Source organism: Mixta sp. BE291 (assembly GCF_031457955.1).
Taxonomy (GTDB): Bacteria; Pseudomonadota; Gammaproteobacteria; order Enterobacterales; family Enterobacteriaceae; genus Mixta.
The window spans coordinates 27,298-41,788 of record NZ_JAVDXN010000012.1 but is presented as its reverse complement, the minus strand read 5'-3'; the positions used below and the strand labels follow the sequence as shown (position 1 = coordinate 41,788).

Annotated in this window: 15 protein-coding genes; 13 read left to right on the top strand and 2 right to left on the bottom strand. The window is 56.6% G+C overall.

Annotation, left to right across the window (positions count from 1 at the left end; all coding sequences use genetic code 11):
* Window positions 1-82: 82 nt before the first annotated feature.
* Both flk and J2X14_RS19510 read right to left on the bottom strand, forming a co-directional pair.
* Complete coding sequence (flk, locus tag J2X14_RS19515; RefSeq protein ID WP_352412812.1) at window positions 83-1,120, bottom strand: flagella biosynthesis regulator Flk; 1,038 nt, start codon at window positions 1,118-1,120, stop codon at window positions 83-85.
* A 222-nt stretch (window positions 1,121-1,342) separates the two neighbouring features.
* Complete coding sequence (locus J2X14_RS19510; protein ID WP_352412811.1) at window positions 1,343-2,221, bottom strand: DMT family transporter; 879 nt, start codon at window positions 2,219-2,221, stop codon at window positions 1,343-1,345.
* A 128-nt stretch (window positions 2,222-2,349) separates the two neighbouring features.
* On the opposite strand from J2X14_RS19510, the gene J2X14_RS19505 reads away from it, so the two are divergent.
* The 13 genes from J2X14_RS19505 to J2X14_RS19445 all read left to right on the top strand — a co-directional run bounded on the left by J2X14_RS19505 (window position 2,350) and on the right by J2X14_RS19445 (window position 14,415).
* Window positions 2,350-3,138, top strand: a complete 789-nt coding sequence (locus J2X14_RS19505; RefSeq protein WP_352412810.1) for a helix-turn-helix domain-containing protein — start codon at window positions 2,350-2,352, stop codon at window positions 3,136-3,138.
* 61 nt (window positions 3,139-3,199) lie between these two features.
* Entirely contained in the window at window positions 3,200-4,333 is a 1,134-nt protein-coding gene (gene pdxB, locus J2X14_RS19500) for a 4-phosphoerythronate dehydrogenase PdxB (RefSeq protein ID WP_352412809.1), read from the top strand.
* Between the two features lie 103 nt (window positions 4,334-4,436).
* Window positions 4,437-5,447, top strand: coding sequence for an aspartate-semialdehyde dehydrogenase (locus J2X14_RS19495; protein ID WP_352412808.1), 1,011 nt, complete (start codon window positions 4,437-4,439; stop codon window positions 5,445-5,447).
* Complete coding sequence (gene truA / locus J2X14_RS19490; RefSeq protein ID WP_352412807.1) at window positions 5,447-6,259, top strand: tRNA pseudouridine(38-40) synthase TruA; 813 nt, start codon at window positions 5,447-5,449, stop codon at window positions 6,257-6,259. The genes J2X14_RS19495 and truA overlap by 1 nt, the downstream gene beginning before the upstream one ends.
* Window positions 6,260-6,292: 33 nt before the next feature.
* Window positions 6,293-6,955, top strand: coding sequence for a DedA family protein (locus J2X14_RS19485; RefSeq protein WP_352412806.1), 663 nt, complete (start codon window positions 6,293-6,295; stop codon window positions 6,953-6,955).
* Window positions 6,956-7,102: 147 nt separating this feature from the next.
* Complete coding sequence (gene accD, locus J2X14_RS19480; protein WP_352412805.1) at window positions 7,103-8,014, top strand: acetyl-CoA carboxylase, carboxyltransferase subunit beta; 912 nt, start codon at window positions 7,103-7,105, stop codon at window positions 8,012-8,014.
* Between the two features lie 67 nt (window positions 8,015-8,081).
* Window positions 8,082-9,356, top strand: coding sequence for a bifunctional tetrahydrofolate synthase/dihydrofolate synthase (gene folC / locus J2X14_RS19475; protein ID WP_352412804.1), 1,275 nt, complete (start codon window positions 8,082-8,084; stop codon window positions 9,354-9,356).
* On the top strand, window positions 9,346-10,044 hold the full coding sequence (gene dedD / locus J2X14_RS19470; RefSeq protein ID WP_352412803.1) for a cell division protein DedD: 699 nt from the start codon (window positions 9,346-9,348) through the stop codon (window positions 10,042-10,044). Before folC ends, dedD begins: the two co-directional genes overlap by 11 nt.
* Window positions 10,045-10,208: 164 nt before the next feature.
* Window positions 10,209-10,694: a colicin V production protein gene (gene cvpA, locus J2X14_RS19465; protein ID WP_352412865.1), complete on the top strand. Its 486-nt coding sequence runs from the start codon at window positions 10,209-10,211 to the stop codon at window positions 10,692-10,694.
* Between the two features lie 36 nt (window positions 10,695-10,730).
* Window positions 10,731-12,248, top strand: coding sequence for an amidophosphoribosyltransferase (gene purF / locus J2X14_RS19460; RefSeq protein ID WP_352412802.1), 1,518 nt, complete (start codon window positions 10,731-10,733; stop codon window positions 12,246-12,248).
* A 280-nt stretch (window positions 12,249-12,528) separates the two neighbouring features.
* A complete protein-coding gene (locus J2X14_RS19455; RefSeq protein WP_352412801.1) occupies window positions 12,529-13,647 on the top strand; it encodes a DUF8093 domain-containing protein in 1,119 nt (372 codons plus the stop codon).
* 21 nt (window positions 13,648-13,668) lie between these two features.
* Window positions 13,669-13,860, top strand: a complete 192-nt coding sequence (locus J2X14_RS19450) for a DUF4926 domain-containing protein (protein WP_352412800.1) — start codon at window positions 13,669-13,671, stop codon at window positions 13,858-13,860.
* 432 nt (window positions 13,861-14,292) lie between these two features.
* Entirely contained in the window at window positions 14,293-14,415 is a 123-nt protein-coding gene (locus J2X14_RS19445; RefSeq protein ID WP_352412799.1) for a hypothetical protein, read from the top strand.
* Window positions 14,416-14,491: the final 76 nt, after the last annotated feature.

The window sequence follows — 14,491 nt, the reverse complement described above, 5'->3', positions numbered from 1 at the left end:
CTGACAACCTGCGCCAGCAGAAACGCGCCGTCAGATGGTGTACGCGTTAATCATTTCCGCGCGTTCCGGCGCGGAAATCTCATCAGAACAGCAGCCACAGCAAACCCATCACCAGCAGCACGATCAAGGCCGCCAGCGCCGGTCGCCTGGCCAGCGGTTGCAGCGGCGCCGGAAGCCAGGGCACCAGCGGATTATAGATGGGCTGCGGATGGATATCGCTGGCGGCGCGCGGCGTCTCGCTTTCGCTGATGCGTTCAGCACGGCGCGAAAATAGCAGATTCAGCAGATCCTGTGCCTGAGCGGTGGTCAGGATCGTCTGCGGCGTCGCCTGGAAATTCTGCTGGCTATACTGCTCCAGCATCTGCTGTTCCGCGTGATCCAGCGGATGCTTCAGAGCCGTTTCCAGCATATGCAGCGTCGGCGCATGCTGCTGGCTTAGCGTCTGGCGAACCTGCAAATATTGCGTCAGCAGCGGAAAGTGGCGTGACGGAATCGGATCGCCGCTTTTCAGGCCCACCAGCTTCAGCGCGGATGACCAAACGGTCGAAGATTGCTCGCCGGTTGCCGCCGCCAGTTTCACCACCTGCTGATTCAGCGTTTGATGCTCAGCAGGCAGCAGCGAGCGATCGCTGTTGCGCATCAGCTGCGGCTGCGGAATCGTCATCTGGCCGTTCTGCAACATCGTCAGCACCTGACGCAGCTGATCCTGCGACAGCGAACTGAGCACCGTATGCCCAAACTGCTGACGAATAAAGTCGCTCACCGCCTGGCGATTATTGCCCTGCGGCAGCAGGTCGGTCAGCTGTTGCAACAGCTGGCGCGTGGCGTGCGTATTCTGTACCTGCGTCAGCTTGCCATTCAGGAAGTTTTCCGCGACAGGAAAATGACGCGATTGCAGCTCGGCATCGTTTTTTACCCCTACCTCACGGCGTAATCCTGCCCACAGCTCAGGCGCTTTTAACGTGCTGAGCGACATAATACGCACCACTAACCGTTCCAGCGTGGTGCGCTGGCCGGGAGAGAGCGGTTGCTCGCCGGGCGTGCCGCCGCTGCGAGGGGGCTGGCCAGATACAGCTGTACGATCGCCCAGGGGCGCGCCGGGGCCAGTAAGAGGTTGCATGGCGGAATCCTTAAAACGGCAGGTCAATATCCGGGGCGCGCCGGAAAAATAGAATAGTCGGTTATGATACCAATCCTGGCGGGGAAAATGTAGGGAATCAGACCGGATAATTCACCGCTGGCGGCGTTTATTGCCGGCCGATGCGCAGGCATAGCGACATCGGCCCTGAAAATGCGGAAAAAGCGGGCAGCATTGCCTTCACTCCGTGGGATGCTGGCGCGCTTAGCGCGCTGATTTCAGCGGCGTGCGCAGGCGTTGCGCCACTATCACGCCAAGCAGCGTGATGCCGCCGCCGATGAAATGATAGCTGTGCAGGGTTTCATGCAGAAACAGCACCGCAATCACCGCGGTAAAGATCGGCACCAGATTCATAAAAATGCTGGTGGTGCTGGCGCCGATGCGCAGCACGCCCTGAATCCACAGATAGGGGGCGATAATCGAGGCGGGGATGCCGGCAAACAGCACCAGCGGTATGTTTTGGGCGTTAAGGCTGACATCCGGCGCGTGCAAAAAGCCAGGCAGTAACAGCAGCACGCCAAAGAAAATCTGCATATACAGGCTTTGCCAGCCCGGCAGAGTCAGCGCCCAGCGTCGCGTCAGCACGCCATACAGCGCATAGGCGGTGGAGGCGGCAAACATCATCAGCTCGCCGGTGCCCAGACCGTGCGTCAGCAGCTGCGCCGGACTCCCCTGGCTAACCAGCCAGATAAGCCCGCCAAACGAGAGCAAACTGCCCAGCAAAATACCCAGCGTCGGCGCAACGCGCAAAATCACCACGCTTAGCAGCACCGTTAGCAACGGAATCAGGGCGTTCAGAATGCCCATAAACAGGGCGGTAACGCTGTGCGCCGCGTAATAGGTTAAACACTGATACAGCACCATGCCCAACAGGCCCAGTACCAGCAGCTTCCACCAAACCTGCGCTATCGCGCGGCGGTTGCGCCAGACGGCGGGCAGCACAAAAGGCGTCAGCGCCAGCCACGCCAGCGCCCAGCGATAGAAAGAGATTGCCGCCGGATCGATCGCGCCAGCGGAAAGCTTGCTGACAATGGCGTTAACCGACCAAATCAGGACTGCAAACAGGGGAAACAAGTAGTTCATCGTCATTTCATGGTGTCTGAATTCATGGCGGGCAGTGTACGCTTGTCCGTTTTCAAACGGATAGTTAAAATCGGACAAAATTAATCACTGACCGGACAGATTAACGTTCGGCGCAACCGGGAGCAGAGATGGTGCAGCTTGTGTATCAGGAACCGGCGTTTGCCAGCGATTTTCGCTTCTTCCTGCGTTATGAGCAGACCAACGCCCGGACGGAATATTTGCCGCACGCGCATCGCTGGGGGCAGCTGATTTTTGTCGAAGGAAACGTGTTACAGATTGAGGCGCAGGGCAAACGTCTGCTGACGCCTGAGGCGTTTCCGGTCTGGATCCCGCCTGAACTTGAACACGCCAGCTATAACCATAAGCATACCCGGCTGCTGACCTTTAATATCGCGGTGGAAAACTGTGTCGGCATGCCGCAGCAGGCCTGCCTGATCCAGAGCGGGCCGATCGTGAAAGCGATAATGGCGGACTTCGCCGCGCGTCAGCTGCATCTGCCGCAGCGCGCAGCGGATATGCGCCTGTGCGAAGTGGTGCTGGATCAGCTGCTGCAGGCGTCGGTGCAGGAGAGCTATCTGCCGCGTTCCGATGATAAATATCTGGCGCCGGTGCTACAGGCGCTGGAAAACCATCCCGGCGATAACCGTACGCTGGCGCAATGGGCGCAGCAGGTTTATACCACCGAGCGCACACTGGCGCGACGCTGTCAGGCGCAGCTGGGCATGTCCTTTAGCGAGTGGCGACAGCGGCTGCGTTTCCTGCGGGCGATCTCGCTGTTGGAGCAGGGCAGGCAGGTACAGGATATTGCGCTGGAACTGGGCTACAGTTCATCTTCTGCGCTGATCGTAATGTTTCAGCAGCAGGCGGGCACCACGCCGGAACGTTACCGGGCGCGCCGACGGCACGTCGCGGCATGAATTCCCTCTGCGGCTATGGCAACATAACCGCCACTTTTTCAGTCGATGCAGGAACGCCATTGTGAAAATTCTGGTAGATGAAAATATGCCTTACGCCCGCGAGCTGTTTAGCCGTACCGGCGAGGTGATCGCCGTGCCCGGCCGCCCGGTGCCTGAAGAGGCGCTGGAAAATGCTGATGCGCTGATGGTGCGCTCGGTCACCAAAGTGAACGAGGCGCTGCTGGGCGACAAAAAGATCAGGTTTGTCGGCACCGCCACGGCGGGCACCGATCATATTGATGAGGATTTTCTGGCGCGCGCCGGAATTGGCTTTTCCGCCGCGCCCGGCTGTAACGCCATCGCCGTGGTGGAATATGTGTTTTCCGCGCTGCTGATGCTGGCGGAGCGCGACGGCTTCCAGCTCGCTGACCGCACCGTTGGCATTGTCGGCGTCGGCAACGTCGGCGGCCGCCTGCAAAAACGGCTGGAGGCGCTGGGCATCAAGACGCTGCTGTGCGATCCGCCGCGTGCTGACCGCGGCGACGCCGGTGAGTTTTACCCGCTGGAAACGCTGGTGGCGCAGGCGGACGTGCTGACTTTCCATACGCCGCTGCATAAAGCGGGGCCTTATCAAACCCTGCATCTGGCGGATGAGGCGCTGTTGCAGGCGCTGAAGCCGAATACGATTTTAATCAATGCCTGCCGTGGGCCGGTGGTGGATAACGCCGCTCTGCTGCGGGTGCTGCAACAGCGCCGCGATCTCAGCGTGGTGCTGGATGTCTGGGAGCCGGAGCCGGATCTAAACGTGGCGCTGCTGGATCGGGTGGATATCGGCACTGCGCATATTGCTGGCTATACGCTGGAGGGCAAAGCGCGCGGCACCACGCAGGTTTTTGAGGCCTGGACGCGCTTTATCGGGCAGACGCAGCAGGTGGCGCTGGAGACGCTGCTGCCTGCGCCAGAGTTCGGCCGCATTACGCTACATGGCCCGCTGGATCAGCCAACGCTAAAACGTCTGGCGCATCTGGTGTATGATGTGCGCCGCGATGATGCGCCACTGAGAAAAGTCGCAGGCCAGCCCGGCGAATTTGATCGCCTGCGCAAGCAGTATCTGGAGCGCCGGGAATGGTCATCGCTGCGGGTTGAGTGTGATAACGCGGAGGCGGCGGCGCAGCTGCAAAAGCTGGGCTTTAATGCGGTGCATCAGCCAGCATAATCCTTATTATTTGCCTGCCTGTGGCGCAGGGGAATAATCTGAATCAACGGGCGGTGAATATCACCGCCTTCTGTTTTTATGTCATTGTCTGGAGTAAACCAACATGTCTGACGGCTGGAACATTGCGCTTTTAGGCGCGACAGGCGCAGTAGGGAACGCTTTACTGGAGTTGCTGGCCGAACGCCAGTTCCCGGTTGGTGAAATGTATTTGCTGGCCAGCGAGCGCAGCGCCGGAGAGAGCGTGCGCTTTGCCGGACAGTCGCTGCGCGTGCAGGACGCCAGTGATTTTGACTGGTCGCAGGCGCAGTTGGCGTTTTTCGTTGCCGGTCGCGACGCCTCGGCGCGCTACGCGGAAGAGGCGGCCAGCGCGGGTTGTCTGGTGATCGACAGCAGCGATCTGTTTGCGCTGGAGCCGGATGTGCCGCTGGTGGTGCCGGAGGTCAATCCGCAGGTGCTGGCCGATTACCGTAACCGCAATATTATCAGCGTGGCGGATAGCCTCACCAGTCAACTGCTGAGCGCCATCAAACCGCTGACCGATCAGGCGGGCCTGGGACGTCTACAGGTCACCAACCTGCTGTCGGTTTCGGCGCACGGCAAGGCGGCGGTGGATTCGCTGGCGGGCGAAAGCGCGCGGTTGCTGAACGGCTTGCCTGCGGAAGACCATCACTTTGGTCGTCAGCTGGCGTTTAACCTGTTGCCGCAGTTGCCGGATAGCAGTGGCAGCGTAGAGAGCGAACGCCGCCTGGTGGATCAGGTACGTAAAGTGTTGCAGGACGAAGGCTTGCCGATTGCGGTTAGCAGCGTGCAGGCGCCGGTGTTTTACGGCAACGCGCAGATTGTGCATCTGGAAAGCCTGCGACCGCTTTCCGCCGAAGAGGCGCGTGATGAGCTGGCGCGCATGGATGACATTGTGCTGTCGGATGAGGATAGCTATCCGACGCAGGTCACCGATGCCTCTGATAACGCTAACCTTAACGTCGGCTGCCTGCGCAACGACTACGGTATCCCGGAACTGCTACAGTTCTGGTCGGTGGCCGATAACGTGCGCTTCGGCGGCGCGCTGATGGCGATCAAAACCGCTGAGAAGCTGGTACAGGAGTATTTGTACTAATGACGGAGGCGGTGAACCCGAACGTGCAGAAACTGGCGCTCGGTATTGAATATGACGGCAGCCGCTACTACGGCTGGCAGCGACAGCAGGAAGTGCGCAGCGTGCAGGCGCGTCTGGAGCAGGCGCTGTCGCAGGTGGCAAACCATAACGTAACGGTATTTTGCGCCGGACGCACCGATGCGGGCGTACACGGCACCGGTCAGGTGGTGCATTTTGAAACCACCGCGCAGCGCAAAGATGCCGCCTGGACGCTGGGCGTTAACGCCAATCTGCCGGACGATATCGCGGTGCGCTGGGTAAAAGCGGTGCCGGAAGCGTTTCATGCGCGCTTTAGCGCCACGGCGCGGCGTTATCGCTACGTGATTTATAATCACCGGCTGCGACCGGCGATTCTGCACGGCGGCGTTACCCATTTTCACTTTCCGCTGGATGTGGAAAAAATGCACCGTGCCGGGCAATGTCTGCTGGGCGAAAACGACTTTACCTCGTTTCGGGCGGTGCAATGCCAGTCGCGTACGCCGTGGCGTAATGTGATGCATCTTAACGTCAGCCGCCACGGCGGTTATGTGGTGGTGGATATTAAGGCCAACGCGTTTGTTCACCATATGGTGCGCAATATTGTTGGCAGCCTGCTGGAGATCGGCTGCGGCAATCAGCCTGAAGGCTGGATGGCGGAGCTGCTGGCGGCCAAAGATCGTAAATTGGCCGCTGCAACGGCAAAAGCGGAAGGGCTTTACCTGGTCGCCGTTGATTATCCCGCGCAGTTTGCTTTACCCCGGCCTCCGATGGGGCCGCTTTTTCTCGAAGATTAACTTTCAGGCGCTGCCGCTCACTAAGGAAGAGTTATGGATCTAATCCGTTTTGTTGTCGATTTTATCCTGCATATTGATGTCCATATGGCCGAGCTGGTGGCGCAGTATGGTATCTGGGTTTATGCCATTCTGTTTTTGATTTTATTTTGTGAAACCGGTCTGGTGGTGACGCCATTTTTGCCCGGCGATTCGCTGCTGTTTGTAGCGGGCGCGCTGGCGGCGCTGCCCACCAACGACCTTAACGTGCATCTGATGGTGACGCTGCTGGTGATTGCCGCGATCCTTGGCGATGCGGTGAACTACACGATTGGGCGGCTGTTTGGCGCAAGATTATTCAGCAACCCCGATTCGCGTATCTTCCGCCGCAGCTATCTGGATAAAACCCACGCTTTTTACGAGCGTCACGGCGGAAAAACCATTATTCTTGCGCGCTTCGTGCCGATCGTTCGCACCTTTGCGCCGTTCGTCGCGGGCATGGGACATATGTCCTATCGCCACTTCGCGCTGTTTAACGTCACCGGCGCGCTGCTGTGGGTGCTGTTGTTCTCCTATGCGGGCTACTTCTTTGGCGCCTTGCCGATGGTGCAGGAAAACCTGAAGCTGTTAATTGTGGCGATCATCGTGGTTTCGATATTGCCGGGCGTGGTAGAAGTGTGGCGTCATCGCCGTGCGGCCCGCCAGCAAAAACAGCCTTAAACTATCGGCGCTAACGGGTAGGACCAGATTTTTATCCACAGCGCGTAATGGTTATGGTTTAATGAGCGACATTTATGGTCTGCTGAAGACGGCTTCAGCAGCAACAAGAAAAACTGGTCTCACCAGGTTCAAACAGAAAGGTCATCAATGAGCTGGATTGAACGAATTCTCAATAAGAGCACAATCACCCCGTCGCGCAGAGCAAACATTCCTGAAGGGGTCTGGACAAAATGCGACAGCTGCGGGCAAGTGCTTTACCGTGCTGAGCTGGAGCGCAATCTGGAAGTTTGTCCAAAATGCGACCATCACATGCGTATGCATGCGCGCGAGCGCCTGCACAGCCTGTTAGATCAAGGCACGCTGGTTGAGCTGGGCAGCGAACTGGAACCGAAAGACGTTCTCAAGTTCCGCGACTCCAAGAAGTATAAGGATCGTCTGGCTGCGGCACAGAAAGAAACCGAAGAGAAAGATGCGCTGATCGTCATGAAGGGCACGCTGCACAGCATGCCGATCGTGGCCGCCGCGTTTGAGTTCTCTTTTATGGGCGGCTCCATGGGCTCGGTGGTCGGCGCGCGTTTTGTCCGTGCCGTCGAACAGGCGCTGGAAGATAACTGCCCGCTGATCTGTTTCTCTGCCAGCGGCGGCGCCCGTATGCAGGAAGCGCTGATGTCGCTGATGCAGATGGCGAAAACCAGCGCAGCGCTGGCGAAAATGCGCGAGCGCGGTCTGCCTTATATCTCTGTATTAACCGACCCAACCATGGGCGGCGTTTCCGCCAGTTTCGCCATGCTGGGCGATCTGAACGTGGCGGAACCGAAAGCGCTGATCGGCTTTGCTGGCCCGCGCGTGATTGAGCAGACGGTACGTGAAAAACTGCCGCCGGGCTTCCAGCGCAGCGAGTTTCTGATCGAAAAAGGCGCGATCGATATGATTATCCGTCGCCCGGAAATGCGCTTTAAGCTGGCGAGCCTGCTGGCGAAAATGCAGAATCTGCCCGCACCGCTGCCGGACAGCGAAGAGCTGCCGGATGAGCCGAAAGCGGAAAGCCAAGAGGCCTGACAGATGATGGAAAGGCGTCTTTCATGACGCCTTTCACCAATGAACCGTAACTTTGTGAACGGGATCCATGGAAAATCTTCACCTTCCTCAAGCCACGTCGCCTCTGGCCGCGTGGCTTTATTATCTTGAGCGTCTGCATACCCAGGCCATCGATCTGGGTCTGACGCGCGTTGAACGCGTAGCCCGCACGCTCAATCTGTTAAAACCCGCCCCCTTTGTGTTTACCGTTGCCGGTACTAACGGCAAAGGCACCACCTGCCGTACGCTGGAAACGCTGTTGATCGCCGCCGGTTATCGTGTGGGCGTCTATAGTTCGCCGCACCTGTTGCGCTATACCGAACGGGTACGCATTCAGGGCGATGAGCTGCCGGAAGCGGCGCATTCCGCCAGCTTTGCCGCTATCGAAGCGGGGCGCGGCGCAACCTCGCTGACCTATTTTGAGTTCAGCACGCTATCGGCGCTGCAGCTGTTTAAACAGGCGGCGCTGGACGTGGTGATTCTGGAAGTCGGGCTGGGCGGACGTCTTGACGCCACCAATATCGTGGATGCCGATGTCGCAGTGGTGACCAGCATCGCGCTGGATCATACCGACTGGCTGGGACCGGATCGTGAAAGCATCGGCCGCGAAAAAGCGGGCGTTTTCCGTGCCGCTAAGCCTGCCGTGGTCGGCGAGCCCGATATGCCGCAGAGCATTGCCCTGGTGGCGCAGGAAAAAGGCGCGCAGCTACAGCAGCTGGGCCGCGACTGGCACTGGCAACCGCAGCAGGACGGCTGGCGTTTCAGCAATGCCAGCATGACGCTGGAGAATCTGCCGCTGCCGCAGGTGCCGCTGCCGAATGCGGCGACGGCGCTGGCGGCGCTAAGCGCATCCGGTTTGCAGGTCAGCGAAGCGATTATTCGCCAGCATCTGGCTAAAGCCGTGCTGCCAGGGCGCTTCCAGACCGTGGCGCAGCAGCCGCAGCTGATTCTGGACGTGGCGCACAACCCGCACGCCGCAGGCTATCTGGCCGGACGGCTGGCGCAGCTGCCGAAAGCGGGGCAGGTCCATGCGGTGGTGGGAATGCTGCATGATAAAGACATTGCCGGTACGCTGGCGTGTCTGGCGCCTCAGGTGGATTGCTGGTACTTAGCGCCGCTGGAAGGCCCGCGCGGCGCCAGCGCGGAACAGCTGATGGCAGAGCTGCAAACGGATCGGGCGCGCGCCTTTGGTTCTGTGACCGAGGCATGGCGGGCCGCCATGCAGCAGGCGTCTGAACAGGATATTGTGCTGGTATGTGGCTCGTTCCATACCGTGGCACAGGTCATGGAAGCGATGGAAACGGAGAAGGGCAGTGGCAAGTAAGTTTCAGAACCGTTTAGTCGGCACGGTGATTCTGGTCGCCGTTGGCGTCATTGTGTTGCCGGGCCTGCTGGACGGGAAAAAAAAGCATTACAAAGAAGAGTTTGCCGCGATCCCGCTGGTGCCGAAGCCGGACGACCAGCAGGATGGGGATATCGTGCCGCCGGTGACGCAGTCGCTGCCTGCGCAGCCGCCAGAGGGCGCTGGGGCGGCGATCGGGGGGGACAGCAATCGTCCGCAGCAGTCGGCCGATAATGGCACCGCCGTGCCGCAGCACAACAGCGAACCTTCCGTGGTCGCGCCGCCGCCGGTGGTTCAAGCGCCGCCGCAGGTGAAAACGGAACAGCCGAAGCCGAAACCGGTTGAGCAGCCGAAACCGAAGCCGGTAGAAACACCGAAGCCAAAACCGGTGGAAACGCCTAAAGCCACCGAGCAAACGGCACCAGCGGGCCAGGCCTGGATGGTGCAGCTGGGCGCGCTGAAAAATGCGGCGAAGGTTAATGAGATTGTGGCGCAGCTGCGTCTCTCTGGCTATCGCGCCTGGACCGTGCCGTCAACGCCGGTGCAGGGACAGATTACCCGCATCTATGTTGGTCCGGATGCCTCTAAAGCGAAAATGCAGGCGGCAGTCGGCGAACTGAAAAGCGTTTCTGGCCTGAGCGGCGTGGTTAAACCTTACAGCGCCCGCTAAGTAACGGCGCGGCAGCGGATTTCGCCGCTGCGCCTCTGCCCGCTTCGCTTTTTTTGTCCGCTTTTTATTTATTTGGTGAAGGGGAAAACGCTACGCAAACGTTTTCTTTTTCTGTTAGAATGCGCCCCGAACTGGATGCAGGGGCATTGTCGCTGGAAGAGTTCATGGTCTGGATAGATTACGTCATCATTGGGATTGTTAGTTTTTCTGCTCTTGTCAGCCTGATCCGTGGGTTTGTTCGGGAAGCTTTATCTCTTATCACCTGGGGATGCGCATTCTTTGTTGCCAGCCGTTACTATCCCTTCCTTGCTGTCTGGTTCACCGGATTTGACGAGCAGCTGGTGCGCAACGGCATCGCCATCGCCGTTCTTTTTATCGCTACCCTGATTGTCGGGGCGATTGTGAACTATGTGATTGGCTCGCTGGTCGAAAAAACGGGGTTGTCGGGAACCGACAGAGTACTGGGTGTCTGCTTCGGGGCGCTGCGTGGCGTGCTAATCGTTTCAGCGATGCTGTTCTTCCTCGATACCTTTACCGGCTTTTCCAAAAGCCCGGACTGGCAGCAGTCCCAATTGATCCCTGAGTTCAGTTACATCATCAGATGGTTCTTTGACTATCTGCAAAGCACGTCGAGTTTTTTACCCCGGTAATCGCGCCGGGTGTGCGGCCAATGAGGATATGACAACATGTGCGGTATTGTCGGTATCACCGGTTTTATGCCGGTCAACCAGTCGATTTATGACGCGTTAACGGTGCTGCAGCACCGTGGGCAGGATGCCGCAGGCATTTGTACCATCGATGCGCTGAACTGTTTCCGTCTGCGTAAGGCGAACGGGCTGGTAAACGATGTGTTCGAGGCTCGCCATATGCAGCGTTTGCAGGGCAATATGGGCATCGGGCATGTACGTTACCCTACCGCCGGTAGCTCCAGCGCCTCTGAAGCGCAGCCTTTTTATGTCAACTCCCCGTACGGTATTACCCTGGCCCACAACGGCAACCTGACTAACGCTCACGAGCTGCGTAAACAGCTGTTTGAGAGCGGCCGCCGTCACGTTAATACCACCTCTGACTCGGAAATCCTGCTGAATATTTTTGCGCAGGAGCTGGACCGCTGTTCGCATCATCCGCTGGAAGCGGACGACATTTTCTCCGCCGTGGCGGCCGTTCATCAGCAGGTGCGCGGCGCCTACGCCTGCGTGGCGATGATTATCGGCCACGGCATGGTGGCTTTCCGCGATCCTAACGGTATTCGTCCGCTGGTGATGGGCAAGCGCGAACTGGCTGAAGGCCGCACCGAATATATGGTGGCGTCAGAAAGCGTGGCGCTGGATACGCTGGGCTTTGAGTTTCTGCGCGACGTTGCGCCGGGCGAAGCGGTGTATATCACCGTTCACGGCCAGCTCTACACCCGCCAGTGCGCTGAAAACCCGCGTAACAACCCCTGCCTGTTTGAGTATGTTTACTTTGCGCGCCCGGACTCGTTCCTGGATAAGATTTCGGTCTACAGCGCACGCGTACGTATGGGCACCAAGCTGGGGGCGAAAATCGCCCGCGAGTGGGAAGATTTAGATATCGATGTGGTGATTCCGATCCCGGAAACCTCCACCGACGTGGCGCTGGAAATCGCCCGTATTCTGGATAAGCCTTATCGTCAGGGCTTCGTGAAAAACCGCTACGTTGGCCGCACTTTTATTATGCCGGGCCAACAGCTGCGCCGTAATGCGGTGCGCCGTAAGCTGAATGCCAACCGCGCCGAGTTCCGTGATAAAAATGTGCTGCTGGTGGATGACTCCATCGTGCGCGGCACCACCTCGGAGCAAATTATCGAGATGGCGCGTGAAGCGGGCGCGCGCAAGGTTTACCTGGCTTCGGCTGCGCCGGAGATTCGCTTCCCGAACGTTTACGGCATCGATATGCCAAGCGCCACTGAGCTGATCGCTCACGGACGTGAAGTGGAAGAGATTCGTCAGCTGATTAAGGCTGATGGGCTGATCTTCCAGGATCTCGACGATCTGATCGAAGCGGTACGCGAAGAGAACCCCGATATCGAGCAGTTCGAATGTTCGGTGTTTAACGGTATTTACGTCACCAAAGATGTCGATCTGCAATATCTGGAATATCTGCAATCGCTGCGCAATGACGATGCCAAAGCGCTGGCGCGTCAGAATGAGGTGGAAAGCCTCGAAATGCACAACGAAGGTTAATCTTCACTGCGGGCCGGTTATCCGGCCCGCGCTTTTTTGTTTCCTCTCTTCCGCTCTGTTACTGTTTTTACCGATAACGTCTTTCAGGCGAAAATAGGTCGGAAAGCATTGAAAGACGCGCGCCGTTACCGCCTTTTACTCGTGAAACCGCCATTGATAAAGTTACATGATTCACTTAGTTAATCGTGTAAGTTATTGATATTTTTCAATTTGGTTGTTGAGTTCTACGTCGGGATATGCCATTTTTTATCCTGCAATTGTCATCATAAGGATATGATGTATGAGCTTCAGCCTGCCCGGAAACGATCTTTATTACCTGCCGCGCGACGATCTTCCGCCGGAAAAATATGATGAAATCATCAGGCCTGTTTTTGCCTGGCCGAAAATCGACAGTAACTATGTGTTTGACGATCGTATGCATTTCGGTTTTCAGCTGATTAATATGCGGCAACGCGCTTTTAACGGTTATACCCATCAGCTGCCGCCGCACGGACCACGCGAGCGGGAAAAGCTGAAAAATATGATCTATCGCGGCGAAGTGGTGATGCTGGGCGGTTTTTCTGGGACGAAAGGCGAGCTGTTTTATATCGATGAACAGGGTGAGCTGATTTGCCGCGATCCGCGGGCATTTAACTTCGGCGGGGCGCAGGACGTTATTCGTGAATATAAACGATCGGTCGCCCGCCGGGACTACAGCAGCCGTGGCGGTAAACCGCGTCCCACCGTTTTACCGGGTTCTCTATCCGGCGTTAAACAACCCGCTGCGCTGAGCACCCTTAACAGTAAAGCTGCCGGATGGCTTCTGGCGGCTGGCGGGATCTATAACGGCAACCCTGAAGGCTTCAGGCAAGCCGCGCAGCAGCTCGGCGGCGATGCACCTGCGGGTTACGACCAGATGATGTCCGAACAGGCGAAAGGCCTGCTGATTGCTGGCGCTTCTGTTGCTGCGGGTTTGGGTATGGGAAGGGTAAACATTGCAGGCGACAACGCTATGCGAAAAGCGGCGGCGGCCAAACCTATAATAGATAATAAGGGAAAAGCTGCCAGGAATAATAGCGTTGTAAATTCGCTTAGAAACAGTGCGGAAACGCAAAACAGTATCGATAAAAAGTTAGCTACTTATTTACTAAACAAGCATCACCCTGTTGGATCCAGTAAGGCGGAGTGGTTCGATAGCGCACTTGGGTTTAACCAACGAAACTTAAGCGAGCTTTCAAAACAGATCATTTTTGATGCTTCTAAAGCTGTTAAGATCGCAGAAACACGCTTTGGAAATAAATACGATCAAACGATAGCAATAGCTGGTATGAACGGTAGAATAATTAACGTTAAGTTTTGTTGGATTGAGAATAATGATGGTGTGGTTCGACTTGTTACTGCACTTCCCACTAAAAAGTAAACATATACAGAGGCTTGATGTATGTTGAATGAATACGATGTGGTAAAAGCAAAAAGGGAGCTTTCGGATAAAGTGTTACAAGGGACGAGGGGAGCGATTGTATTAGTATATGAAGATCCTGTTTTAGGTTATGAAGTTGAGTTTGTTGATAATAAAGGAGATTCACTGAGCGTTTTAACGGTTTGCCCAAATGATATTGAATTATTAAAATAAAAATATGGGGAAGCAGATACGCCCACAGGCGCCTTTCAGCTAAATGGAAGCAAACCGCTGCGAATCGCCCTGCATATAAATGATAAAATTTGTTCTGCATATTTTTCTGGCTATGGCGCAATCTCAAAAAGTCTTCAGTCTAAAATAATAACCTTCTCTGCCAGAACTGTCTCAAGCGACGATTACTTCAGGCAAGCCGCGCAGCAGCTCGGTGGCGATGCGCCTGCGGGGTAACGACCAGATGATGTCCGAACAGGCGAAAGGCCTGCTGATTGCTGGCGCTTCTGTTGCTGCTCCTTACTGGATCCACAGGTAAAAAAATGACGAAGAAAAATTTAGAGCTTTTTTTCCAGCCCAAATGAATATGAAGAGCTGACTCTTGAAATCCAACTGGATCGAGAGAGAATTATTGAGATTAATCAGGATAAAGGTGTGAATCAGCTGGAGGCTGAGCTTTTTGACACCGACTTCGCCCATGGATTTGTTGCCAGAATGCCCCTTGATGACCTTATTGCTATTTTAATGGAAGCGAAAGACGCCCTTAAAAGTAAATAAAGCGCAGCGCCAATAATATAATCCACTCGTTTAAAATAGCCGCCGTGGCAAGCTATTAAACAGCTTGTTCATGATA